Here is a 23,995-nt window from a genome sequence, read left to right as displayed (position 1 = left end):
GAAATCTCGCGAATGATTTTCCTTTCTTTATTTTTGCACAATTGGGATGCTCCCGGCAGCAGCCCCCTCAATAAGCAATCTAGTTATCTTCTAATCAAAAGACCTTTAAGAGGTTTTACGCAGTAAAACCGTCCCTCTGGGAGTCGGAGAGAGAAAGACTTGAACTAAAGATTTAAGGCAGAGAGAGGTTTCTCGAACTCATGTTGATTTAGGTATTTTGTGGGGTGGGCAATACCCACCCAACCTACTTTCTGGTTTCTACAGTGCGCCCTCATCTGGAGTTTTGGATTTACCTTTTGCCTTATTGGCACTGCGTTTGAGGGCAGAGAGTCTTGCTTCGTATTTCGACCGTTGGCGCTTACTAGGAGTATTATCAATCAGGGTTTTTAAGGCGCTACCTAGACTTTTGTAGGCATTGGGGAGGCTATAACCAAAACGAGTTGCTAAGGCGATCGCTTTTTCATCAGCATTTAGCAATTCTCTTAGTTGCTTTTCACCACTATTCTTTTGGTACAGTCGCCACCCTGACACGCCACAAAGCGACAAAGCTAACACCAATAGCAATCCATCTTGTACCCACAATTCGCCTACAGCACCACCTAAACCGATGGCTAGTGCTGCCATTTCCCAACCATCTTTAGGAATTGTGTCATTTTGAACACGAGCAACTTCATGCCAGAACAACAGATTACGCTGATCCATTGCGAGGGCATCCCATTTCACCAAGTCAATTTGAATTTCTACCTGGTCTTTACCAATTTCTTCGCAGCGAACCAGGGGTGGATTGACCTCAGTTGTGCCTTCAACCGTGACCCAGCTCTGTAATTCTGGCGGTAGTAAGCCTTTCAACCGCCGGAGTTCACTCATTTCCGCTTTGGCAGAGGAGGTTGCATAGGATGTCATAATATCCAGCCCCAGAAAATTTCAGTATATAGTGAGGGTATCACTTTGGAGTATAGCTATTTAAGTGATGATCCGTCTCAGTCGTCCTTAAAACTTCCTCGCTTTTTTCGCGCTTCCATTGCCTTTTCTAGCAAATCTAGTAATCCTGGGGCTTCTTCCTGGATACTGAGTAACAGTCTTTCCCCAAGTTCAATATTCCCCGGATCAAGACCTGTGTCCATAACTTCCTTCAGGCGAGGTGCTGCTATGCCATCCACAATCTGAATTAACCCACTTAGACAACGGTGAAATTGCTTTTCTGTGAGAATCGAGTCTTCTAGAGGAAACTCAATAATCGCACGGATTTCGCCATCAGATGGGTCATACTCCCATTGCAACATTTTGGTTTCCCAGGAAATGGCAAGCATTGTCTGTAGGATAGCTCCCTTGTGAGGATGGTCTTGGATTCCTGCCAGAACTTGAGGAGCAAATACCCTGAAAAATTTTCCTTCTTCATCCAACTGGACAACTATCAGAAAATCTTCTAGGTTATCAGCTTCCACACCTGTTATAATTCGGTCTTCTTCATCATCAAAACGGTAGTCCCAACCAAGGTTGTCTAAATAGTTGGCAATTTGTTTGAGGTTAGCTCCCATAAAAGCCTCTTAAGGAACGGTGGAGCAGCTGTTACCAGACCTAGTTTAACCTGCTAGCAGTAGTTGTTTAGGTTGGTGTGGCTACTTCTAATCAGATAGAAGTATGCAATTAGGGAATTAGGCATTGGGCATGGGAAATTGGGCATGGGGCACTTGTACTGAGCTTGTCCTGAGCAGTGTCGTAAAGCCTGCGGCATAGCTACGCCCTAAGCGCCAGCCTCTCCAAGAGTTGTATTGGGCATGGGGCATTGGAGATAGGAAAAACAGATGATCATTCTGCGCGGTGAATGATATTTTATGAAAGACTCTTGCTCATTATTAAAGAAGCGCTAATTGCGTTTTTATAAATTTTATCCAGTGAAGGATATAGAACTAATTTTCTAAAAATTTAATATTATCTTCGAGATTTAATAAATGCATTGCTATCTCAAGCATGGTGGAAGCATGTTAAATACAACTTGGAAGCTCAAGCCGAGTTCAGATAATTTGCATTTAGCATCTAAGGCTTTTGAAAATATAAGTAAAAACTTAAACTACCACTTTCAAAGGCAAATGAATATAGCACAAAGGCTGGTAGAGTTTTATATTACAAGCAACAAATTGTTTTCACGGAATGATTGTAATGAGCAATACATTTTTGATGGTCTAGTATCAATGAAGTTTATGCGTAAATCAGCTTTAATTCTAGCGATCGCACCTTTAGTCTTTGCGATCGCTGCTTGTGGTGGAGAGTCAGGTAAAACAGCAAATACATCCAACCCTCCAGGCAGTACTCCAGCAACACAAGTAAATCGAAATCGCTGGGCTAGTGTTAAAAGCCGTGGTCAAGTAATTTGCGGTGTCAGTGGCGAAGTGCCAGGGTTTAGCTTTGTGGGAACTGATGGTAAATATAGCGGCATTGATGTGGATGTCTGTCGCGCGATCGCCGCAGCTTTATTTGATAACCCAGATGCAGTAGAATTTCGCAATCTCAATTCCAAAGAGCGGTTTACAGCTTTGCAAACTGGGGAAGTAGACATTCTCAGCCGTAATACTACCTGGACACTTAGCCGCGGAACCACAGTCGGTCTGGAATTTGCACCTGTGGTCTTTTACGATGGACAAGCCATAATGGTTCGCAAAAATAGCAACATTAAGTCCTTAGCAGACCTTAAAAATAAAGCCATCTGCGTTCAAACTGGAACTACTACTGAACAGAACTTAGCAGACCAAATGCGAAAAAGGGGCATCACTTACAAATCCGTTGTTTTTGAAGATGTTAATGTTACCTTTGCTACCTATGCTGAAGGTCGTTGCGACGGCATTACGGCTGACCGTTCAGCTTTGGTTTCGCGAGGTACGATTCTACCTAAACCAGAAGATAACGTGATTCTTGAGGAAGTGATCTCTTCAGAACCCCTTGCACCAGCAGTTGCCAAAGGAGATGCTAAGTGGGGTGATGCTGTTAAGTGGGTGGTTTATTCCCTGGTAAAAGCTGAAGAATTGGGTATTACTTCCCAGAATGTAGGTCAGTTCGCCACTAGTACTGATCCAGATATTAAACGCTTTTTGGGTACAGAAGGCAACCTTGGTGAAGGACTCGGCTTAACTAACGACTTTGCAGCCAGGATAGTCAAGCACGTTGGCAACTATGCTGAGATTTACGATCGCAACCTCGGCCCCAAGACAAAACTTAATCTAGCTCGTGGTCAAAATCAACTCTGGAGCAAAGGCGGACTGCTTTATTCTCCGCCATTCCGGTAGAAGAGGGCAGAGGGGTAGAGGGGAGAGCATAAATAACTAATGACTAATTCAAAACCGCCTATATGGCGTGATAATCGTTTTTGGCGCATTACCTTACAACTCATTGCCGTATTTTTAGCAGCAGTTGTAGTAGTAATACTGTGGGGCAATCTCAACCGCAATTTGCAGCAATTGGGTATTCAGTTTGGTTTTGATTTTCTTAAGCAACAAGCATCTTTTGATATTGGCGAGACGCTGATTACCTACAAACCTACTGACACCTACAGTCATGCTTTGTGGGTGGGGTTAATCAACTCCTTGCGGGTGGCGGTTGCAGGAATTTTTCTCACAACAATTGTCGGGGTAGGTGCTGGGGTTGCCCGACTTTCTGATAACTGGCTAGTGCGGAATATTACGATGGTTTACGTGGAGGTTTTCCGCAATACCCCCTTACTGCTGCAATTGCTATTTTGGTACTTTGCTGTTTTCCTAAGTTTTCCCAAAACAGAAAATAAGATATCCCTTTGGGGTTTTATTGGCGTTAGTCAAAATGGCTTACAGTTCCCTTGGTTTACTCTATCACCAGAGTTTTCAACTTTGCTGTTGGGATTAACTTTTTACACAGGTGCGTTTATCGCTGAAATTGTCCGAGGTGGGATTCAATCAGTAGCTAAGGGACAGTGGGAAGCGGCGCGATCGCTAGGATTAAAACCAGGGTTAGTTATGCGGCTGGTGATTTTTCCCCAAGCCTTGCGGGTAATCATTCCACCATTGACGAGTCAATATCTCAATTTGACGAAGAATACCAGTTTAGCGATCGCGATCGGCTACCCTGATATTTATTTTGTTGCCTCCACCACCTTCAACCAAACGGGGAAAGCCGTTGAAGTAATATTACTGATTATACTCACCTATCTCACCTTGAGTTTGACCATCTCTATAGTTATGAATTTATTCAATCGCAGCGTGCAAATTAAAGAAAGATAAGGGGGATGGGGGAGATGAGGGGGATAAAGAAGCAGTTTAAGTTGAGATTTGAGCCTCTGAACTCGGAAGTTAAATTTCTAAGGTTGAAGTATGAGTCTTTACAATTGACAAATGACCAATGACAAATGACAAATTAACTTGGCTACGTAAAAACCTATTCATTACTTGGTACAACAGCTTGTTAACTGTTGTCTGTCTGGTGTTGCTGTTTTGGGTAGTACGAGGAGTTCTAACTTGGGCAACTACTCAAGCACAATGGGCGGTAATTCAGGTTAATTTACGTTTATTTTTAGTTGGTAGATTTCCGCAAACGCTATATTGGCGAACTTGGATTGTACTGGCGATCGCTTCGACTTTAGGCGCTATAACTGGGGGTGTATTCTTTGGCAAGCAACAGTTAACAAAACGTAGAATTACTTTGTTTGCTTTCATCATCGGCGTTTTGTTAGTTGTTTTACCACTGGACTTTGCATCCCGGCTTTGCTTATTGTTAATTGCAGTTTTGCTATTTGTAGGTTTTTGGGTTGGAGAAAAGTTTACTAAGGTACTAACTCCTTGGCTTTCCCTATTATGGTTATTGTCTTTCCTGATAATTTTATGGCTAATTGGCGGGGGATTTGGATTGCAACCTGTATCTACAAATTTGTGGAACGGTTTGCTACTGACCCTACTAATGGCAGCAGTCAGTATTGTGCTTTCCTTTCCCATTGGGGTTTTACTAGCTTTAGGGCGCACAAGCAATTTACCCGTAGTCCGTTGGTTTTCTATCCTGTACATTGAAATTGTTAGGGGAGTCCCACTGATTGGAATTTTGTTCCTAGCTCAAGTAATGCTGCCGTTATTTCTGTCAGGAGATGTGCGTTTGGATCGGGTACTACGAGCAATTGCTGGACTAGTACTATTTAGTGCCGCTTACATGGCAGAAAACGTGCGTGGTGGACTCCAATCAATTCCTCGCGGACAAATTGAAGCTGCGAAAGCACTAGGATTAAATACACCTTTGGTAGTGATATTAATTGTTCTACCTCAAGCCTTACGTAGCGTTATCCCTGCGATCGTTGGTCAGTTTATCGGCTTATTTAAAGATACTTCACTCTTATCTTTAGTGGGATTAGTGGAACTTACAGGTATTGCTCGTTCCATATTGGCACAACCACAGTTTCTCGGTCGCTATGCAGAAGTTTATCTGTTTATTGGATTAATTTATTGGATATTTTGTTACTCAATGTCGTTGGCTTCTCGGCGGTTAGAGAGACAGTTGAATCATTAGTCATTAGTTATTAGAAAATAATATTTATTATTCGGACTTGAAATAATATGTCAGATATACAACAGATAATTGTTGCTGAAGATGTTCACAAGTGGTATGGAAAGTTCCACGTTCTTCAGGGTGTGAGCTTGACAGTCAATCGTGGAGAAGTAGTAGTGTTGATGGGGCCATCTGGTTCAGGAAAATCTACCTTTATCCGCACATTTAACGCTTTAGAAGAATATCAAAAGGGAAAAATTGAAATCGACGGTATTACCCTAAGTCATGACTTGCGAAATATTGAAATGATTCGCCGAGAAGTGGGGATGGTATTTCAGCAATTCAATTTATTTCCTCATCTCACAGTATTGCAAAATATCTCTTTAGCACCAATTTGGGTACGGCGATCGCCAAAGGCAAAAGCCGAAGAATTAGCAATGCAACTACTAGAAAGAGTAGGAATTTTAGAACAGGCGCAAAAATATCCAGGACAGTTATCTGGTGGACAACAGCAACGAGTAGCGATCGCACGTGCTTTAGCCATGCAACCCAAAATTATGCTGTTTGACGAACCCACCTCAGCCTTAGATCCAGAAATGGTACGAGAAGTTTTGGATGTAATGCGAAATCTCGCCCGTGATGGGATGACAATGGTAGTCGTCACCCACGAAGTTGGATTTGCTCGTGAAGTCGCCGACCGAGTTATTTTAATGGATAGCGGTTCCCTCGTCGAGTCAGCTACCCCTGACGCATTTTTCAGCAATCCCAAAGAAGAAAGAACACGCAAATTTTTGTCACAAATTCTTTAGAAAATCTTTGATTAATCTAACCTTTCCATCCCACAACTTCACACCAAGCTTGAGCAAAAAATCCATCTGGGTGCTGACTCCATTCCCGTAAAGCACTACTCATTGCTGTAGCTCCATCCACCTTTGCAGAAGCCTCAATTAGCAGCGCCAAATATTCTGTAGCTTCACTCAGCGGCTCATAACATTGATAAGAAGCCGAAGCTTTGATATCAGTAAACCCACTTTGGCGCAGCAGGGCGCGTAACTCTCTACCTACGTAAGGATTACCAGAATTTTGCTGCTGGAGCCACTTGTAATAAGAAAATGCTTTTTCCAGTTCTGGTGTAGACGGCGCAATCAAAAACCCGCCCCAGTCAGGACTACGAAGCCCAACAATTCCCCCCGGTTTCAAAACTCGCCACAGTTCTCGCAACGCCTGCGCTGGTTCTTGGAGGTGTTCAAACAACGCATGGGAGAAGATTGCATCAAACGAGTTATCTGGGAAGGGTAAAGCATAAATATTCCCCTCCAGAAAATCAGCATTACTGACACCTTGGGTAAAAGCACTCTCAGCAGCTATCTGGATTTGAGAAGGTTCGCGATCAATACCCGTAAGCATACCAGGGAAAATTGCTTTTGCTAAACCCAAAGCGATCGTCCCAGGCCCGCAGCCACAATCTAACAATTTCATCCCTGGACGTAAATAAGGCTTGAAAAACGCACCATGAGTATCTAAGCTGCGTTTTGCCATGAAATTCGTCGCATTACTCGAATAGCCTGGAGTATACTTTTCCTGCATTGCTCTGACTCCTTGTAATATCTGTACGAGTATCATAAGCAGGGAATTTTCAGATGTCCAATATATATTTAAATAAAATTGAAACTTATAAAATATCAAAAAAATGGAACTGCGACATCTGCGCTATTTTATTGCTGTCGCTGAGGAACTGCACTTCAGTAGAGCCGCCGAGCGACTGCACATCGCCCAACCGCCCTTAAGCCAGCAAATTCAACAGCTAGAGGCGCAATTGGGGGTAGAACTGTTTCAGCGCAAAACCAAGCGACAGGTACAGCTAACCGAAGCTGGGCAAGTTTTTTTGCAAGAAGCTTATCAACTTTTGGCTCAACTAGAAAAAGCAATTGAGCTAACCCAAAAAACGGGAAGAGGTGAAAAGGGACTACTGCGAATTGGGTTTACCAGTTTGGTAACTTATGATTTGCTTCCTGTAATTTTGCGGCGGTTCCGAGAACAGTTTCCAGAAGTAGAGTTGATTTTGCAGGAATTAACCACAACTCAGCAAGAGCAAGCGCTACACGATCGCCGCATTCATGTAGGTTTTGCCCATCCACCCTTAGAAGACGACACACTCAATCAAGAGTGCATTCAGCAAGAAGCTTTAATTGTGGCTATGTTGGAAACTCATGTTTTAGCTGAACAAGAAAAGATTTCAGTGCGATCGCTAGTAAACGAAAACTTTATCATGTTCCCTCGCCATTTGGGGCCCGGGCTTTACGACCAAATCGTGAGTTTTTGTCAGCAAGGAAATTTCAGCCCTAAAGTGACTCAAGAAGCGATTCAGATGCAGACAATTATTGGGTTAGTTTCAGCAGGAATGGGAATTGCGATCGCCCCATCTTCATTGCAAAATCTTCAAAGGGCTGGTGTGGTGTATCGTGCTGTAGAGGAGAAAACACCATTAGTAGAAACGGCTATAGTGTGGCGAGAAGAAGATATGACGCCTGTTTTACGCGAATTTCTGCAAGTTGTGAGAAGTGTCTGTGGTTAACTGATTAATTATCTCCACGCCATGTAAAAATAATTTGTTCATCAGCTTGCCTAAACTCAATATTAAACTTATCAAATACAACTTCTCTTCCTAGAAGTAATTGCTCTCCACCTGTATTGGTTTGTAACCATGCCACAGCAGCAATAAAACTGTGTTCATCAATTGTCATTTCAACATTACGTAAAACATACTCAACTCTTCCGCCGATGGTTTCTGCTAATAATTTTGATTCTGCATCAGCCAAAGCATAGCCTAAATCTTGACCGACTTTGAAGGAAATTAAACTTAATTCAGCACCAGAGTCTACTAACATCGTTGCAGATATTTCTATATCTCTATGCTTAAGTTTTACATGATAATTTGGTTGCCAGTCATGCCGAGTAACTGTACGAAAGCGAATTGGTAGAATTTGGATAGAAGCACTACGACGTGGAACTAAGTAAATTGCAAATATCTGCTTTGATGCTTCTGCCAATTCTATAACTTCATGCAAATTCTCACTATGAGCGATTAAGCCATTAGCATTGTAAGCAATATATTGATTTTTATATAAATCTAATAACATTTTGCGATTCTGGTTTAGCCACTTCAGCATTTGCTGACTTTCATTGGGAGAGGGTGTTTTATTCATAGATTTTGGTGACAATTTCAGGCATTTTCTACCAGATTGCCTTTCACTTATGATTGTATCTGCGATCGCTCTGCATCTTCTGATTAAAAAGAGCGATCGCTATTGCATAAACTACAACTCAAATTGGGAATACTGAGTAAAGCGCGGGTATTTGCTGTGCAGAATCGAAGCGACTGGCTACCAGACATCGCGCTGATGAAGTTTTAGCAACTAGGAGAAGATTATGAGTTTACCAGTGACAGTAACCTTTATGCTTACTGATTGGATTGCCAAAGGATTGGCAGATGGAACTTTTGAACGAGTTGGGGGTGTAATTCGAGATGTAGCCACAAAACAAGTCGTCAGTTGGTTACGGGAGCAGGAATCAAATAATCATGAAGTGCCAACCTCAACTACTTCTCCTAACAATTTACTCAACCTTATTTTCTATGGGGCAAATCTCACTGCTTCAGGGGCTAATGCAGCTGTTACAGGAAAAGGATTAGCTAATATTAATGGGCGTTTAGGTAGTATTGAAAATCAGATAGGACAAATTGGGCAAAGTTTGCAACTAACTCAGGGAATTTTGCAGGTAACTACTGCTGCCAGTGTACTTAATCTTGGTGTGTCAGTGATAGGCTTTGCTGTAATAGCACAGCGCCTCAAGGAGCTAGAACAACGCCTCAAACAAGCAGAGGAACTATTGAAAAAAGTTAACCGGAAAATAGACCTTAGTTTCTATGCTAATTTTCGTGCTGCAATCGAATTGGCAATTAATGCCTTTACTATGACTAAACCTGAAAATCGCAGAAGCAGCGCACTACAAGCTATTAACCGCTTTTTAGAAGCAGAACATATTTACACTGACTATGCTGATATCGAAATTGAGCAAAAAAGCCAAATTGCTGATGAATATCTGCTGACTTTATCTTTAGCTTACCTAGCTGAAGCACGTTGCTATTTAGAATTAGAAGAACACCATACAGCACTTCGCCGCTTTCAAGAAGGGTCAATAGCTATTCGTTCTCGTATTCAGAAATATGTTAAGCTTCTGCTTACTTTTAACCCAGCAGTATACTTACAGCCTCAGTTCAGAGGTCAGATTGATTTGCGGAGGCTAACCCGAATTTACCAATGGCTTGACCCAACTTTGGATGAAAATGCAGTCTTTGATATGCAACGGATGAATCTATTCATGTTGGCTAAAGACCCTAATAAATGGGTAGAATCAATACCAGCAGCAATTTGGGATTCCAAAGTAGATTGGGTAGGAAAAGCAATTTGGGATGATCCTAAACCACAGATTTACGCACGTCTTCCTAAAACTTTGGCAGTAATGGAATCAATGATTGAAACCGATCGCCGCTTTGAATCTTACCAAACCGAAGTACAAGCAATATCCCAACTAGGAATCAGCTTTCATGACTGGCTTAAATTAACTCCATCTACAGAAATTAAACCAGACGGCACAGAATTGATGTATATCATTCCATCCAAACCTTTAGATTTCCAGCCTTGCATCTGAATTAAGTTCTCTCTTTTTCTTGGCGTACTTGGCGTCTTGGCGGTTTGTTAAAAAGAGCGATCGCTATTTATTGCACAAACCACAACTCAAATTGGCAATACTGAGTAAAGCAAGCCAGGGCAAAGGTAATGAATTAAGTCTTTAAATATGAAAAGATAGTCAAATAAGGAAAGCGCCGAGCCAGCAGCGCAGTTAGGAAATTGGTAGATTTATACAATAGTGCTAGTATGGTGCAACTAACCGTATACATTGATCAAAAAGCGGCAGTTAATTAACAGCAATAGAAGCGATCGCTGTTAACTCCTTTTTTAATAATAGAAGTAAAAAAAGATACTTGTTAAATATTTAGTGCGACGTTAGTGGCGTCCTTTTGTCAAGCCCCTCTCCCTCTATTCATGGATAATGGCAAGCCGCTGCGCGTCTACGTAAAAAAAGGACGAACCTAAAAGTTCGCCCCTAACATGGTGTTATGCTGTTACTCAATCCAAACCCAAATCTAAATCTTCGCTTCTTCTCTCACCAACTTATCCCAACCCAAATCTTTCAAATTATTATTCCGACGCAACGGACGAGTCACCAACTCTAACATGTCACGCGCATTGGTAAAGCCATGAATTTGAGCAAAAGTGAACTCCACAGACCACTTTGTATTAATACCGCGTGCTTCCAACGGGTTAGCATGAGCCATACCAGTAATTACCAAATCTGGTTTCAACGCATAAATTCGCTGAAGTTGATTGTAATTATCCGGCTTCTCCACAATCCTTGGCAGGGGTGAATTCATTTCCTGACATGTTTTCTCTAACAATGCCAACTCAGCAGCTTGATAGCGCTTATCCATGTAGGGAATGCCGATTTCGTGAACAGTCATCCCACACCGGATTAAAAATCTTGCTTGGGAAACTTCCAGCAAATTATCACCCATGAAGAATACAGACTTACCGCGAATCAGTTTCACATAATCTTCCAAGCCTGCCCAAATTTGGGCTTCCCGTTCATCTAAACCCTTGGGAGTAATACCGAACACCGAGCAGATTTTCTCAATCCAAGCGCGGGTACCATCGGGGCCAATAGGGAAGGGTGCGCCAATCAGTTTACACTTACGGCGGCGCATTAAGGTAGTAGCTGTGCGGCTGAGGAAGGGGTTGACACCAGCGACATAATAACCTTCTTCCAGTACTGGCAGTTCAGTGAAGCGTTTCGCGGGTAGCCAGCCGGAAACTTTGACACCTTGTTTCTTCAGTTCCAAGGTTAACTGAGTAACTACGGGGTCGGGAAGGGAGCCAAAGAGAACCAGTGGTGGATGAGCTACGTACTCAGATTCATCTTGGGCGACATCTTCTTTCTTCTTACCGAAGTTGAGCAATTTAGCGATCGCATTGCGTTCACTTTTCTCTGTTTCCGCCACAGGAGCCTTATCAGGACAACGGTTAGCCATTGCTGCTAATACAGTGTCTTCCCCTTGGGTGAAGGCGTAATCTAGACCATTTGCCCGCGCTACAACGATGGGAATACCGATTTCGGATTCTAGCTTCGGTGCCAAACCTTCCAAATCTGTTTTGATAATTTCGGTGGTGCAAGTGCCAATCCAGACAATTACACTAGGATTGCGATCGCGTTTAATCTGCAAGCACAACCGCTTTAACTCTTCATAATCATTCAGCTGTGCCGAAATATCGCCCTCTTCCAACTCTGCCATTGCATAGCGGGGTTCAGCAAAAATCATCACCCCCATCGCGTTTTGCAAGAAGTAGCCACAAGTTTTTGTCCCAATCACCAAAAAGAAGCTATCTTCAATTTTTTGGTATAACCACGCCACGCAGCTAATTGGGCAAAAGGTATGGTAATTCCCAGTTTCACATTCAAAGTTTAAAGCTTCTGGTTGTTGAGCGACAGTCATTTTGGTTTTTTCTCCCCTTGATATTTAATGGCAGGTCAACCAATTTTAGATTTTAGATTGACGATTTTGGATTGAAGACTGGGACAACAAAAGTATCCTTTGTCTGACGACAATTTCCCTAATTTCTAATTCCAAATCCCGAATCTAAAACTTAAAATTGTGAGGAACGGCAATAATTAAGCATTGGGGAAGAGACGGGCAATTTCTGATTCATCAAAAACGCCTGCTGGCAGTTCTTCCCCTAAAAAATCGTTATTTTCTTTAGTCTTTTGCAAGGCTGTTTCATCACTCCAGACATCTGACAACACGTCTTTAAACGCATTCTCATCTAGTGGACTATCTTCAAGCGCCTGGTCGTCATCCAGCTTTAGTTCGATTGCAGGTGTTGTATCGAAGCTAATTTCCCCAAACTCATCTGCTTCTAAACTAGAGGTTTGGAGAGACTCAGCTTTTGAGTCCTGTCCGTTGGATAAGGAAATATCGCCAAAGCCATTTTCGGTTTCATCCAACTCGCTGATTCCCAGGCTTTGTTCATCGGAATCCAGGGTTACCAACTCTTGAACTACCGCCACCGACCCAAAGCCGTTTGTATGAGAATGTGTCAATGTTTCATCTTCAGGCTTTTTCTCAATGACAACTGCTGCTTCTTCTACGTATTTTTCCGGTTCTGGGTTAATGAGGAAGCGGTTACCAAGAGCAAAATCTGGGTCAAAATGCAAATCCAGCACCTCAATCAGGGTATCGGCGTCAGGATTAAGTTTGGCAAAGGGCAACATTAACTGCGCTAGCTTTGGCTCTAGGGCGTTAAGAACTCCCAGGATGAGGTAAGAAGGTGGTCGCTTCCCACCATCAGGGGTGTACACTGATTCCACTTCCATGTGCAGGGTAATCCAGTCCCGATTATTCTGGAAAAATTGCAACCACTTTTGCTTTATTGAATCTGTAAAGCTGTGAAAGAAAGCCATATTATTGTCCCCCATCCTGAGAACTTGGTGATTTATACAATCATCAAGTCTAGTTCCTCTTGTGAATTAGGAACCTGGGGTTTACCCGGATTTAGATAAAAATCAGACAACAAAGAGAACAACTCACGATCTGGTGTGTCGTTAGGTACAACACCTTCGGGACGCGCCAGAATTTGGTCAGCGATGTTGAGATAGTAGTCGCAAACGTAGTCCAGGGAAGGATCTTGCTCTGCCATCTCAAACAAAGTCTTACCTTTCACACGGGAAACACGGATATCTTCAATCAAAGGTAAAACTTCTAGAACTGGCATTGGCACAGCTTCTATATATTTTTCAATCAAGTCGCGCTTAGAGGTGCGATTGCCAATCAACCCAGCTAGACGCAGTGGGTGAGTTCGTGCTTTTTCGCGGACTGAAGCAGCAATCCGATTAGCTGCAAACAAAGCATCAAAGCCGTTGTCTGTAACAATCAGGCAGTAATCTGCATAGTTGAGTGGTGCTGCAAAACCACCGCAAACTACGTCACCCAGAACGTCAAAGAGAATTACATCGTACTCATCAAAGGCGTTAAGTTCCTTAAGTAATTTTACGGTTTCGCCAACTACGTAGCCACCGCATCCAGCACCCGCAGGTGGTCCACCAGCTTCTACGCAATCAACACCACCGTAGCCTTTATAAATCACATCTTCCGGCCAGACATCCTCGTAGTGATAGTCCTTTTCTTGGAGGGTGTCAATAATTGTGGGAATCAAAAACCCAGTCAGGGTGAAGGTACTGTCATGTTTGGGGTCGCAGCCAATTTGCAGCACTTTCTTGCCACGTTTAGCTAGGGCGACTGATATGTTACAGCTAGTTGTGGATTTACCGATACCACCTTTTCCGTAGACTGCTAGTTTCACTGTTGTTTGCCTCTTATAGCTTTTTGTCAAACTTGTGGCTCAAACATTTGCCTTCACCTGTCCTGAGATGGCGATGCCTGACGTCTGTGAATGTCATTATTGTGCAAATTACATAGAAAAGAAAGTGGCTCTTAATTTGTAAAACGGTCTTTTTTAATGAATTAGAGCTTAATTATGCTTATTTGGATTTTTATGAACTTAAAAGCCTAAATTAGCTTTAAAAACCCTTAATAAATAGTTTTTATTATTTATTTTTATAAAAATAGTTACAAAATAAAAAAACTGAAATTGGCTTTTTTGAATGCTTTTCATAGAATTAGCTGATGGTATTACAACGTGTTTTCAGGGCATTGGGATGCAGCATCAAGGGTAAGCAGAGTTATATGCAGACCAATGCTGGAAATACTACTGCAATTTGGATTAGCGTAGCTCACCGTACCCCTACGGGGATCTTGCTACGCGTAGCGTTCCGCAGGAAAGGTATCGCAGATAATTTGGCAGTTTTCGGTCGGTAGCTAAGACCCTTTAATTGCTGCTTGAAAGTAAGTTAGTCTGATTTTGTAAATAATTATTAAATTGCCAAATATTGTCTAAGATTATTAAAATATTTCAGATGTGCTGATTAAAACCTTGTTTATCGGTCGTACTTAGAAATGCATGTTATTGATCTGCTGCCGCCAGTGAAGGAAGTGGCAGCCTACTAATGGGCATTCCCAGTCAGTGACTGGGAACGAGGCAAATTAGGACACCTCAGTTTCAAGTTCTTGAATTTCCTGTAATGTTTGCCAGCCGGCTTGCCACTGGGAGTTATCTTGTAATAATTTGGCATTTATCCAGAAACGGACTTTAGGATCACAAGCAGCAACCATTTCGGCGTAAACCCACTTAGCCTGATTTTTCCGGTTGACAACTTGGAAGTGCCGCCAACCGTCTACTTTTTGCTGTGCTGTCCACTTAGAACCAACTAAGTAAGGAAATTTCGGTTTTTTAATCATTTGTTATTTATTGGGTATTGGGCATTGTTATTCTTCTACCTCCTGCTCCCTCACTCCTACGGCTAAGATGTAACCAAATCACCATTACGGGTAAACTTATGACAATGCAACTCACTATCTTGCTGGACGCATAGCGAAAACCATCTGATATGGCTCCAGCAGGTGTTGATGTTATTGGTAATTTTGCGCTTTTTCTTAGAAAGGCGTTGTCTTACAACTTCATTAGGGCAAAGAATTTCTAACGTGCCCATACCATCTTCGTAATTGACGATGCGAAATAGACAGTCTTGCAACATAGCACGGCTGCTGCTGTCAAAGAACCGCTTAAATCGCTGTAGCTTTTCCCCTTCAGTCATTTGGCTGATGGGTTTCATTTTCAAGAAATCTTCATCCTCAAAGTCAAAGTCATCATCTTCAAAGTCGTAGGGGTCAATCATTTTCATCATCCACTAGGCGACCTGGGATTATGGTAACTCTGTGTGTGGGTAGGAGGAGAATAGCGGGGGCAAGGTAGAAGAAGTTTAATACATCATGCTTGGTGTACGCATTTAGATTTATGGATTCGCTTGAGTTTGTTTCCGTAGTCCTACAGCACAACAATAAATGGGAAATCGGGACTACGGGAAAATACGACTTTTACAAGACGTGAACACCGATCTAGGCGATCGCTCTGCTGTTCATACAATATCTATAAATGAGAACAAAAATTTTCTTTACTTGGTGTTCTAGTGGTAGCCTGTCTTGAAAAGTGACGCTCCTGCGGACGCTCGTTCCGACGCTCCTACGTCGCTAACGCTGCGCTATCGCTACCGCAACTCTTAGAGACGCTGCGCGAACGCTAACGCTAACAGATGCCTGCGGTGGGCTGCGCCAACGGCGGGAACTGCCGCTCAGACTTTTCGCTGCGACAAGCCACTGCACCTCTACATTCCTGAAAAAGCCTATGCAACCTACTAATCCTAACCAATTTACAGAAAAAGCCTGGGAAGCGATCGCCCATAGTCAGGATATTGTTAAACAATATCAACAACAGCAGATAGAAAGTGAACACCTGATGAAAGCGTTGCTAGAACAAGATGGTCTAGCAACTAGGATTCTCACCAAGGCAGATGTTAACCTTCAAAAACTGCGCGATTACACTGAACAATTTTTCCAACGTCAGCCGAAAGTATCCGGTAGCAGCACTTCTGTTTACTTGGGACGCAGCTTCGATGCACTTCTAGATCGGGCAGACGGATATCGCAAGGAGTTTCAAGATGAATATATTTCTATTGAACCTTTATTGCTGGCTTACGCTAAAGATGACCGCTTTGGCAAAGGTTTATTCCAAGAGTTTGGTTTAGACGAAGGCAAACTCAAAAATATTATTAAACAAATTCGTGGGAGTCAAAAAGTGACCGATCAAAATCCAGAAGGCAAATACGAAGCACTGGAAAAATACGGGCGTGACCTTACAGAAGCCGCGCGTAAAGGTCAACTCGATCCAGTGATTGGGCGAGATGATGAGATTCGCCGCACTGTGCAAATTCTATCTCGCCGTACCAAAAATAACCCTGTTCTAATTGGTGAACCGGGTGTTGGTAAAACTGCTATCGCCGAAGGATTAGCACAGCGCATTATTGCAGGTGATGTACCCCAATCCCTCAAAGACTGCAAGCTAATCGCTTTAGATATGGGTGCTTTGATTGCGGGGGCAAAATTCCGGGGTGAATTTGAAGAACGCTTGAAAGCAGTATTAAAAGAAGTTACTGAATCTAGCGGCAAGATTGTTTTATTTATTGATGAAATTCACACCGTTGTCGGCGCTGGGGCAACCCAAGGGGCGATGGATGCTAGTAACTTGTTAAAACCAATGTTGGCGCGGGGCGAATTGCGCTGTATTGGGGCGACAACTCTGGATGAATACCGCAAACATATCGAAAAAGATGCCGCACTGGAAAGACGCTTCCAACAAGTTTATGTCGATCAGCCTAGTGTAGAAGATAGTATTTCGATTTTGCGCGGGTTGAGAGAACGTTATGAAAACCACCACGGGGTGAAGATTTCTGATAGTGCTTTAGTTGCAGCAGCCGTATTGTCGAGTCGATATATTAGCGATCGCTTCTTACCAGATAAAGCAATTGACTTGGTAGACGAAGCCGCCGCTAGACTGAAAATGGAGATTACCTCCAAACCAGAAGAACTCGACGAAATTGACCGCAAAATTCTGCAATTGGAAATGGAGAAGCTTTCGCTGCAAAAAGAAAGTGATGCCGCTTCTCGTGAACGTCTAGGAAGACTGGAAAAAGAAATTGCCGATCTCAAAGAAGAACAAAGAACCCTGAATAGTCAATGGCAATCAGAAAAAGATATCATTGACAAAATTCAGTCCGTTAAAAAAGAGATTGAACAGGTCAACTTAGAGATTCAGCAAGCAGAACGCGACTACGACCTTAACCGCGCTGCGGAGTTGAAATACGGCACTTTAACCAGTTTGCATCGCCAATTGGAAGCAGTAGAAACTGAATTGGCAAACACTCAAAGAAGTGGTAAATCACTATTACGGGAAGAAGTAACAGAAACTGATATTGCCGAAATTATTTCTAAATGGACAGGAATTCCGATCAGCAAGTTGGTGGAATCAGAGAAAGAGAAACTGCTGCATTTAGAAGATGAACTACACCGGCGCGTGATTGGACAAGAAGAAGCAGTCACAGCGGTAGCAGATGCAATTCAGCGATCGCGGGCTGGACTGGCTGATCCGAATCGTCCCATCGCTAGCTTTATTTTTCTTGGGCCTACGGGTGTGGGTAAAACCGAGTTGGCGAAAGCGCTGGCGGCGTATATGTTCGATAGCGAAGATGCGCTGGTGCGAATCGATATGTCTGAGTACATGGAGAAACACGCCGTTTCTCGCTTAATTGGTGCGCCTCCAGGATACGTGGGTTACGAAGAAGGCGGACAACTTACAGAAGCGATTCGGCGGCGTCCTTACTCAGTGATTCTCTTCGACGAAATCGAGAAAGCACACCCCGATGTCTTCAATATCTTCTTGCAAATTCTCGATGATGGTCGCGTCACTGATGCCCAAGGTCATAAAGTGGACTTTAAGAACGCTATTATCATCATGACCAGCAACATCGGTTCCCAGTACATTCTTGATGTTGCCGGGGATAACGCCCACTACGACGAAATGCGCCGTCGAGTCATGGAGGCGATGCGGAATAGCTTCCGTCCAGAGTTCCTGAACCGGATTGACGAAATCATCATCTTCCACGGTTTAGATAAGAAGGAATTGCGGCAAATTGTGCTGTTGCAAGTGGAAAGATTGCGGCAAAGATTGAGCGATCGCAAAATATCCCTCAAGCTCTCGGATGTTGCACTTGACTTTTTAGCAGAAGTAGGCTATGACCCCGTATATGGGGCGCGTCCACTGAAGCGGGCGATTCAGCGGGAGTTAGAAACTCAAATTGCCAAAGCCATCTTGCGCGGCGAATTCAACGACGGCAACACCATTTTTGTAGATGTGCAAAATGAGCGTCTTTCTTTTAGTCGCCTACCTGTTGAGGTATTTACTAGCTAATTCAGTAAGTAATAACCTCCCGCAAAGACGCAAAGTTAAATAAATGCGTCTTTGCGTTTTTTTGTGACATTGCTTTTACTGATTCTTACAAAGCACTTGTCGCATTTTACGCATATTTGCAGGCAACTCTAAGTTCATTGCTTGTTGAATAAAAATTGATGGAATCGGTATAAGAGGTGTAGCTTGCACAGTATAAGCAAGTATTGTGCCATTACCACAATCTTTTAGTTCTAAATTGGCGTGAAAGTCCTCAAAAGTCCCTTTTTCCATGCGAAATTGAATTTGCTGCCCCAGCACTTCCATGACGTTGAGGTAAATTTCAACTTGAGCGGTGAAAAAGAAAAAGGCTTTTTGTGCTGCTTGATACAGATGCTTCACTTCACCTCTGTATATGACTTCGCTTTTAGTGATGTCGGGAAAATATTGCACCCACCGGGGATAATCAGTTAATTGCTGCCAAACTTGCGATCGCACCATCGGCAAATACATCCAGGCTGTGACAGCGCCACCCCACATCTTGTGCGATCGCGTTTCTACCAAAATTTCACCCTGTACCAGTAACCTTTGCTTGTCTTGACTCCAAGCCATATCTGAACCTGCAATAATTGAGTCTGATATATAAGAAGATGCAGACATAATGATTTTAGTTACTCCTCAACTCATCCACCTAACGGAGTTGAAACTACAAGCTATAAAACTTGATTTAGATCCAACCCACTAAATTTTAGTTCCAGTTTAATGCCTATGTTTTCCATAAATAGTGAATTTTCAGTAATTATTTCAGTCACTTTACTGTAAAAACTGTAGTTCTTATCACAATTAACACAATTAATACTTAAGTTAATTTTATCAGAGCAATATTTGGAGATGAAAAACTGCGTTGTTAACAGCTAGAATGGCACAAATACAACCTAATATCAAGCAGCTTACCCCAGCGTTTGGATAGTATCTCTCTATTTTTACGTGTTATTTCTGATGAAACTGCAAATTCATCGTAAGTTCATATCTTCTTATGAATATCAAGTGTAATCTCTGTTAAGTTGAGAGGAAAACTAGGTGAGTCAATCTTCTTTAAATCGTAGATTAATCCAGATTTTTGGTATTCTTCTTGGCATTAGTGTAGCTGTCTGGGTACTAAGAGGCTTTGGTATTCTCACTTTTATTCCAGGTGGAATTATTTGGCTACTACTACTAGGGGCGATCGCGATCGCGATTATCAGTTACGCCCAAAGGAGATGGTGGCGTATTTAATCTGATTTCTCTTGAGGATAGCTGGGATAATCTGGGAAATTTCCCCCAAGGGTACACGCCTTTATTTGATGATTTTCATGCCCTAGTCTCCTCTTAAGAATTGTAGCGTGCCTATTTTGACACACTGCCAAAAGGATTTAATAGGGAAGCAAGGGCAACAATTTACTAGAGGAAACGAACATGGCAAAGTATATATGTAATGTTTGCGGCTATGAATATGACCCAGAACAAGGCGATCCAGATAGCGACATAGCACCGGGAACAGCCTTTGAAGATATACCAGATGATTGGTCATGTCCAGTTTGCGGTGTCACAAAAGACCAATTTGAACCTGAAGAGTGAAGATAACGGCTAACCTAGTAAAGTACGTGCTATAGAGAAATTTTAGAACTTGCTACCGTTACGAATCGTAGTTATTGGGGGTGGGGCAGCGGGATTTTTTGGCGCGATCGCTTGTGCTAAAGCCAATCCTGATGCCGAAGTTACTTTACTCGAAGCCAGTCGCCAACCTCTAGCGAAAGTGCTAATTTCTGGTGGCGGCCGCTGCAACGTCACTCACGCTTGCTTTGACCCTGAGGAGTTAGTCCAAAATTACCCCAGAGGGGCAAAAGCTTTACGAGGTGCTTTGACTCGTTTTGGCCCTCAAGATACAGTAGCTTGGTTTGCTGCTGGTGGAGTCTATCTCAAAACTGAAGCTGATGGCCGGATGTTTCCTGTCACCAATACTTCAGAAACTATTGTGGAATGTCTGATTAAAGCGGTGGCAACATCTGGGGTAAAACTCCGTATTGGTACACCTGTAACTTCGGTGACCGCAGCAAATGGGGGGTTTGATATTTTTCTGAAGTCGGGAGATCCGATTAAATGCGATCGCCTACTTCTTGCGACCGGCAGCAGCCTTGCGGGTTATAAAATTGTCCAGGAGTTAGGTCATCAAATTGAACCGCCAGTACCCTCGTTATTTACCTTCAACATTGTCGATCAAAAGTTGAGGGAGTTAGCTGGAGTTAGCGTTAACCCTGCCCAATTGCGGTTATCTGTGGGCGGAAAATCCCAATTAGAACAAACTGGGCCATTACTAATTACCCACTGGGGTTTGAGTGGCCCCGCAATTCTGAAGCTTTCTGCTTGGGGTGCGAGAGTTCTGCACGAAAGCCGCTATCAAGCCAGATTATTGATTAATTGGCTGCCCGATTTGCGCCAAGAACAAGTGCGAGAAAAAGTTTTAGCAGTTAAGGATGAATGGGGAAAGAAAGCGATCGCATTGCATCGCGGCGTTGATCTACCCCATCGTCTCTGGCAATATATCATCGCCCGTGCAGGGATTACTACAGAAGACCGTTGGGCAGAAATATCTAGTAAAACCTTAAATCAACTGGTGCAAGAACTTACTCAGGGACAATACTTAACTAACGGTAAAGGAGCCTTCAAAGAAGAATTTGTTACCTGTGGCGGCGTCCACCTCAAAGAAGTCAACTTCAAGACGATGGAAAGTAGGTTAGTTCCTGGTCTTTATTTTGCCGGAGAAGTCTTAGATATTGATGGCGTCACCGGTGGGTTTAACTTCCAAAGTGCTTGGACAACCGGGTATTTAGCAGGGGTAGCAATGGCAACTTCCACTACAGGGATTATGACAGCTTAAGAGAGTTTGTAGTCAGCACTTTAGTGCTTAGATGAGAGCTAGAGCCACCCACTACAAACTTATCAAAATTGTCAATCCCAGCACTTGTACTATATGGCTTGCGGTCACGGCTTTGGATCAAGCTCAGTAACGTGGGCAGTGTATGGAATGGGTATCCAGCGATAGCCATTGCCCACTTTTCTAACGTGACCAAGGCCAGGGAATGATATGTGATCTGAACCCACAAGCACGCCGTTTTTCGCCGCGAAGTCGAGCAGTTGTTCGCGAGTCTGGGCAGCTTCGTCAGGCTTCACGTCGTACTGCACTGTTACTTGAGGGTGGCTGAACTGCACTTTTGCAGAGTGGATCGTATCGCCCCAGAGAAACAGCTTATGACCTCGACTCTCTACCAGATACGCTGTATGACCTGGAGTGTGTCCTGGCGCACTACGCGCGATAAAACCGGGAACTAGCTCCAAGCCTGGCTTGATTTCTACTAGCCGCTTGGCTTCCACGTAAGGATTGACAGTGGTCTGCGATTGCTCAAAGGTTTTGCGGGCGGATATCGGTGCTTTTAGTTCCTCCTTTTTACTTAGCCAGTAGGCGACATCCTGACCATCCACATAGACCGTAGCATTGGGAAACTGCCGCTTGCCAGCGATCGACAGGCCTCCAGAGTGGTCGGCATGGATGTGGGTCAGCAAGATCGTATCTACCTGATCTGCACGATAGCCGGCAGCCACTATGTTAGCCAGCAACAATCCGTTTGAAGACCCAAACAATTCACCGGCTCCGGTATCTACCAGCACTAAATGCGCTCCAGTGTTGATCAGGTAAGCATTGATGGATAACTCCACCGGCTCTACCTCGTGGTCGGCAGTTAGCTCGTCGTAAACTATACGAGGATCGCTGAGGATCTGATCGAGATGACGGGGTGCTGTGCCATCCGATAACACCGTCACCTCGAAATCGCCTAATTGCCCTCGATAGAAACCGGGAGCCTGCTTCATTACCTTTGCCGGAACTTCAGTAGAGGCGGACATTGCAGAGGCGGACATTGCTACCGAGCCAATAATGAAACAAAAAATAAACAGCATCAGGATCAATTGCCTGAATTTCCTCATCAATAATTTCTCCAATTTGTAATTTATTTTTTTAGTATCTGGTGAACGATTGGCATTTGTGTTATTGGCAGCTTTTTCAACTTCATCATTATGGTGAAACGATCGCCACTGGAGATAATCAACGACTCAAGACGCTATTGAAACAAGATTCAGCGAAAAATCGGCTTATCTTTACAAAGAGAGCCATCAACAGAAGAATGTCACTGAAGTACTCTAACCTGAAGCGAAGTTTGGAACGGTCTGATTAGCCTCACCAACACGCCAGATCACCGCTACGTGTCTACAAAATTACTGTATTGGATCATAAAGAGGGAAAATTATTTTGTAATTGTAGATCAATTTTGAACACACCCAACAATGAAATTCAGCGAAATCCTCCGCCAATTTGGTGACGCGCCCACCAATCATAGCCTGACTAGCAACCCAGACCATGACCCAGAAATTACAGGGGTAGCAGCCATTGATGAAGCTAGCAATGGTACTCTCAGTTACGTAGAAGGTGCAAAATTTGGGTCTTTTATCGGCAAGACTAATGCTAGTGCTTTAATTTTGCCCCAGGACGAAAAATTACAGGCGCTTGCACAGGAGAACGGTCTTGTCTGGTTAGCGACCCCAGATCCGCGATTATTATTTGCCAAAGCGATCGCACTTTTTTACCAACCATATCGCCCCGTCCCAGAAATTCATCCCACCGCTGTGATTCACTCCACCGCAAAAGTTGGTAGCGATGTTTATATTGGCCCCCATGCTGTGATTCAACAAGGGGTAGAAATTGGCAATGGCGCAATCATTCATCCGAATGTGGTGATTTATCCAGATGTTAAAATAGGCGATCGCACCACCTTACACGCCAATTGCACCATCCACGAACGCACCCACATCGGTGCAGATTGCGTCATTCACAGTGGTGCTGTCATCGGTGCAGAAGGCTTTGGTTTTGTTCCTACCCGAACTGGTTGGTTCAAAATGGAACAATCCGGCTATACAGTCTTAGAAGATGGCGTAGAAGTTGGCTGCAACAGTGGCATTGACCGCCCATCTGTTGGAGAAACACGGGTAGGTCGCAATACAGTAATTGATAGTTTAGTGCAAATAGGTCACGGTTGCAAAATTGGTTCTGGCTGTGCGATCGCAGGTCAGGTTGGCATGGCGGGAGGTGTTCAACTGGGAAATCGCGTTATTTTAGCTGGACAAACAGGAATAGTTAATCAAGTGAAGATGGGAGATGGGGCAATGACATCTGCTCAAACTGGAATTCACAACGATGTTGCACCAGGAGAAGTTGTCTGCGGAACTCCAGCCCTTCCTTACAAACTATATCTCAAGGTATCTGCTGTTTATGGTCGCCTGCCAGATATGTATCAATCGCTAAAACAATTGCAACGTAAATTAAAAAATAGCAATGAATAATAAAAGCTAAACTGCGTCCACCTTGAAAACTGTAGTTCTTTCGGTATGAAAAGAAAAAACCC

23 protein-coding genes are annotated in these 23,995 nt (G+C 43.3%); 12 read left to right on the top strand and 11 right to left on the bottom strand.

Annotated elements, in window-relative coordinates; genetic code table 11:
• Window positions 1-258: 258 nt before the first annotated feature.
• Window positions 259-903: a DUF3318 domain-containing protein gene (locus tag Q0541_RS31700; RefSeq protein WP_298920482.1), complete on the bottom strand. Its 645-nt coding sequence runs from the start codon at window positions 901-903 to the stop codon at window positions 259-261.
• Window positions 904-980: 77 nt separating this feature from the next.
• Complete coding sequence (locus Q0541_RS31695; RefSeq protein WP_298920479.1) at window positions 981-1,538, bottom strand: hypothetical protein; 558 nt, start codon at window positions 1,536-1,538, stop codon at window positions 981-983.
• Between the two features lie 663 nt (window positions 1,539-2,201).
• Between Q0541_RS31695 and Q0541_RS31690 the strand changes: the two genes are divergently transcribed.
• From Q0541_RS31690 to Q0541_RS31675, 4 genes are all read left to right on the top strand, one after another.
• Window positions 2,202-3,281: a transporter substrate-binding domain-containing protein gene (locus Q0541_RS31690; protein WP_298920484.1), complete on the top strand. Its 1,080-nt coding sequence runs from the start codon at window positions 2,202-2,204 to the stop codon at window positions 3,279-3,281.
• Window positions 3,282-3,320: 39 nt separating this feature from the next.
• Window positions 3,321-4,247 carry an ABC transporter permease subunit gene (locus Q0541_RS31685; protein WP_298920476.1) on the top strand — a complete coding sequence of 309 codons (927 nt, stop codon included), beginning with the start codon at window positions 3,321-3,323 and terminating at the stop codon, window positions 4,245-4,247.
• A gap of 118 nt (window positions 4,248-4,365) precedes the next feature.
• On the top strand, window positions 4,366-5,517 hold the full coding sequence (locus tag Q0541_RS31680) for an amino acid ABC transporter permease (RefSeq protein ID WP_298920474.1): 1,152 nt from the start codon (window positions 4,366-4,368) through the stop codon (window positions 5,515-5,517).
• 47 nt (window positions 5,518-5,564) lie between these two features.
• Entirely contained in the window at window positions 5,565-6,305 is a 741-nt protein-coding gene (locus Q0541_RS31675) for an amino acid ABC transporter ATP-binding protein (protein WP_298920472.1), read from the top strand.
• 16 nt (window positions 6,306-6,321) lie between these two features.
• On the opposite strand, the gene Q0541_RS31670 is transcribed toward Q0541_RS31675, so the two are convergent.
• Window positions 6,322-7,083 (bottom strand): methyltransferase domain-containing protein, encoded by a 762-nt coding sequence (locus Q0541_RS31670; RefSeq protein ID WP_298920470.1) that lies wholly within the window; start codon window positions 7,081-7,083, stop codon window positions 6,322-6,324.
• Between the two features lie 103 nt (window positions 7,084-7,186).
• On the opposite strand from Q0541_RS31670, the gene Q0541_RS31665 reads away from it, so the two are divergent.
• Entirely contained in the window at window positions 7,187-8,071 is an 885-nt protein-coding gene (locus tag Q0541_RS31665) for a LysR family transcriptional regulator (RefSeq protein ID WP_298920467.1), read from the top strand.
• A gap of 4 nt (window positions 8,072-8,075) precedes the next feature.
• Here Q0541_RS31665 and Q0541_RS31660 read toward each other — a convergent pair whose 3' ends face one another.
• Complete coding sequence (locus Q0541_RS31660; protein WP_298920465.1) at window positions 8,076-8,702, bottom strand: retropepsin-like domain-containing protein; 627 nt, start codon at window positions 8,700-8,702, stop codon at window positions 8,076-8,078.
• A gap of 223 nt (window positions 8,703-8,925) precedes the next feature.
• Between Q0541_RS31660 and Q0541_RS31655 the strand changes: the two genes are divergently transcribed.
• On the top strand, window positions 8,926-10,206 hold the full coding sequence (locus tag Q0541_RS31655; protein ID WP_298920462.1) for a hypothetical protein: 1,281 nt from the start codon (window positions 8,926-8,928) through the stop codon (window positions 10,204-10,206).
• A 496-nt stretch (window positions 10,207-10,702) separates the two neighbouring features.
• Here the strand turns inward: Q0541_RS31655 and Q0541_RS31650 are convergent, their stop codons facing one another.
• From Q0541_RS31650 to bchL, 3 genes are all read right to left on the bottom strand, one after another.
• The gene (locus Q0541_RS31650; RefSeq protein WP_298920459.1) at window positions 10,703-12,106 is read right to left on the bottom strand and encodes a ferredoxin:protochlorophyllide reductase (ATP-dependent) subunit N; all 1,404 of its coding nucleotides are present in this window, start codon (window positions 12,104-12,106) and stop codon (window positions 10,703-10,705) included.
• A 176-nt stretch (window positions 12,107-12,282) separates the two neighbouring features.
• Window positions 12,283-13,071, bottom strand: coding sequence for a DUF5331 domain-containing protein (locus tag Q0541_RS31645; RefSeq protein WP_298920456.1), 789 nt, complete (start codon window positions 13,069-13,071; stop codon window positions 12,283-12,285).
• A gap of 32 nt (window positions 13,072-13,103) precedes the next feature.
• Window positions 13,104-13,970: a ferredoxin:protochlorophyllide reductase (ATP-dependent) iron-sulfur ATP-binding protein gene (gene bchL, locus Q0541_RS31640; protein ID WP_298920455.1), complete on the bottom strand. Its 867-nt coding sequence runs from the start codon at window positions 13,968-13,970 to the stop codon at window positions 13,104-13,106.
• A 383-nt stretch (window positions 13,971-14,353) separates the two neighbouring features.
• Between bchL and Q0541_RS31635 the strand changes: the two genes are divergently transcribed.
• Window positions 14,354-14,485 (top strand): hypothetical protein, encoded by a 132-nt coding sequence (locus Q0541_RS31635; protein WP_298920453.1) that lies wholly within the window; start codon window positions 14,354-14,356, stop codon window positions 14,483-14,485.
• A 225-nt stretch (window positions 14,486-14,710) separates the two neighbouring features.
• Here the strand turns inward: Q0541_RS31635 and Q0541_RS31630 are convergent, their stop codons facing one another.
• Together Q0541_RS31630 and Q0541_RS31625 are read right to left on the bottom strand one after the other, a co-directional pair.
• The gene (locus Q0541_RS31630; RefSeq protein ID WP_298920450.1) at window positions 14,711-14,965 is read right to left on the bottom strand and encodes a TIGR02450 family Trp-rich protein; all 255 of its coding nucleotides are present in this window, start codon (window positions 14,963-14,965) and stop codon (window positions 14,711-14,713) included.
• A 62-nt stretch (window positions 14,966-15,027) separates the two neighbouring features.
• Window positions 15,028-15,402 carry a hypothetical protein gene (locus tag Q0541_RS31625; RefSeq protein ID WP_273768550.1) on the bottom strand — a complete coding sequence of 125 codons (375 nt, stop codon included), beginning with the start codon at window positions 15,400-15,402 and terminating at the stop codon, window positions 15,028-15,030.
• Window positions 15,403-15,908: 506 nt separating this feature from the next.
• Between Q0541_RS31625 and clpB the strand changes: the two genes are divergently transcribed.
• A complete protein-coding gene (clpB, locus tag Q0541_RS31620; protein ID WP_298920445.1) occupies window positions 15,909-18,527 on the top strand; it encodes an ATP-dependent chaperone ClpB in 2,619 nt (872 codons plus the stop codon).
• Window positions 18,528-18,602: 75 nt separating this feature from the next.
• Here clpB and Q0541_RS31615 read toward each other — a convergent pair whose 3' ends face one another.
• Window positions 18,603-19,163 carry an SRPBCC family protein gene (locus Q0541_RS31615; RefSeq protein ID WP_298920443.1) on the bottom strand — a complete coding sequence of 187 codons (561 nt, stop codon included), beginning with the start codon at window positions 19,161-19,163 and terminating at the stop codon, window positions 18,603-18,605.
• Between the two features lie 420 nt (window positions 19,164-19,583).
• On the opposite strand from Q0541_RS31615, the gene Q0541_RS31610 reads away from it, so the two are divergent.
• The 3 genes from Q0541_RS31610 to Q0541_RS31600 all read left to right on the top strand — a co-directional run bounded on the left by Q0541_RS31610 (window position 19,584) and on the right by Q0541_RS31600 (window position 21,420).
• Window positions 19,584-19,778: a hypothetical protein gene (locus Q0541_RS31610; protein WP_273768556.1), complete on the top strand. Its 195-nt coding sequence runs from the start codon at window positions 19,584-19,586 to the stop codon at window positions 19,776-19,778.
• Window positions 19,779-19,958: 180 nt separating this feature from the next.
• Window positions 19,959-20,120, top strand: a complete 162-nt coding sequence (gene rd / locus Q0541_RS31605; protein ID WP_298920440.1) for a rubredoxin — start codon at window positions 19,959-19,961, stop codon at window positions 20,118-20,120.
• A gap of 49 nt (window positions 20,121-20,169) precedes the next feature.
• Window positions 20,170-21,420, top strand: a complete 1,251-nt coding sequence (locus Q0541_RS31600) for an NAD(P)/FAD-dependent oxidoreductase (protein ID WP_298920437.1) — start codon at window positions 20,170-20,172, stop codon at window positions 21,418-21,420.
• Window positions 21,421-21,524: 104 nt separating this feature from the next.
• Here the strand turns inward: Q0541_RS31600 and Q0541_RS31595 are convergent, their stop codons facing one another.
• Window positions 21,525-22,538 carry an MBL fold metallo-hydrolase gene (locus tag Q0541_RS31595; RefSeq protein ID WP_298920435.1) on the bottom strand — a complete coding sequence of 338 codons (1,014 nt, stop codon included), beginning with the start codon at window positions 22,536-22,538 and terminating at the stop codon, window positions 21,525-21,527.
• A gap of 342 nt (window positions 22,539-22,880) precedes the next feature.
• Here Q0541_RS31595 and lpxD point away from each other — a divergent pair, with 342 nt between their 5' ends.
• Window positions 22,881-23,933, top strand: a complete 1,053-nt coding sequence (lpxD, locus tag Q0541_RS31590) for a UDP-3-O-(3-hydroxymyristoyl)glucosamine N-acyltransferase (RefSeq protein ID WP_298920433.1) — start codon at window positions 22,881-22,883, stop codon at window positions 23,931-23,933.
• Window positions 23,934-23,995: the final 62 nt, after the last annotated feature.

Source organism: uncultured Nostoc sp., assembly GCF_937863485.1.
Classification (GTDB): Bacteria; Cyanobacteriota; Cyanobacteriia; order Cyanobacteriales; family Nostocaceae; genus Nostoc.
This window is presented reverse-complemented; position numbering and strand designations above follow the sequence as displayed.

Coding starts and splice junctions, on each gene's coding strand:
- Q0541_RS31690 (WP_298920484.1), top strand. CDS start 2,202: ATGCGTAAATCAGCTTTAATTCTAGCGATCGCACCTTTAGTCTTTGCG.
- Q0541_RS31675 (WP_298920472.1), top strand. CDS start 5,565: ATGTCAGATATACAACAGATAATTGTTGCTGAAGATGTTCACAAGTGG.
- Q0541_RS31650 (WP_298920459.1), bottom strand. CDS start 12,106: ATGACTGTCGCTCAACAACCAGAAGCTTTAAACTTTGAATGTGAAACT.
- Q0541_RS31615 (WP_298920443.1), bottom strand. CDS start 19,163: ATGTCTGCATCTTCTTATATATCAGACTCAATTATTGCAGGTTCAGAT.
- clpB (WP_298920445.1), top strand. CDS start 15,909: ATGCAACCTACTAATCCTAACCAATTTACAGAAAAAGCCTGGGAAGCG.
- lpxD (WP_298920433.1), top strand. CDS start 22,881: ATGAAATTCAGCGAAATCCTCCGCCAATTTGGTGACGCGCCCACCAAT.
- Q0541_RS31655 (WP_298920462.1), top strand. CDS start 8,926: ATGAGTTTACCAGTGACAGTAACCTTTATGCTTACTGATTGGATTGCC.
- Q0541_RS31665 (WP_298920467.1), top strand. CDS start 7,187: ATGGAACTGCGACATCTGCGCTATTTTATTGCTGTCGCTGAGGAACTG.
- Q0541_RS31625 (WP_273768550.1), bottom strand. CDS start 15,402: ATGATTGACCCCTACGACTTTGAAGATGATGACTTTGACTTTGAGGAT.
- Q0541_RS31700 (WP_298920482.1), bottom strand. CDS start 903: ATGACATCCTATGCAACCTCCTCTGCCAAAGCGGAAATGAGTGAACTC.
- rd (WP_298920440.1), top strand. CDS start 19,959: ATGGCAAAGTATATATGTAATGTTTGCGGCTATGAATATGACCCAGAA.
- Q0541_RS31645 (WP_298920456.1), bottom strand. CDS start 13,071: ATGGCTTTCTTTCACAGCTTTACAGATTCAATAAAGCAAAAGTGGTTG.
- Q0541_RS31635 (WP_298920453.1), top strand. CDS start 14,354: ATGCAGACCAATGCTGGAAATACTACTGCAATTTGGATTAGCGTAGCT.
- Q0541_RS31670 (WP_298920470.1), bottom strand. CDS start 7,083: ATGCAGGAAAAGTATACTCCAGGCTATTCGAGTAATGCGACGAATTTC.
- Q0541_RS31695 (WP_298920479.1), bottom strand. CDS start 1,538: ATGGGAGCTAACCTCAAACAAATTGCCAACTATTTAGACAACCTTGGT.
- Q0541_RS31680 (WP_298920474.1), top strand. CDS start 4,366: ATGACAAATGACAAATTAACTTGGCTACGTAAAAACCTATTCATTACT.
- Q0541_RS31630 (WP_298920450.1), bottom strand. CDS start 14,965: ATGATTAAAAAACCGAAATTTCCTTACTTAGTTGGTTCTAAGTGGACA.
- Q0541_RS31660 (WP_298920465.1), bottom strand. CDS start 8,702: ATGAATAAAACACCCTCTCCCAATGAAAGTCAGCAAATGCTGAAGTGG.
- Q0541_RS31685 (WP_298920476.1), top strand. CDS start 3,321: ATGACTAATTCAAAACCGCCTATATGGCGTGATAATCGTTTTTGGCGC.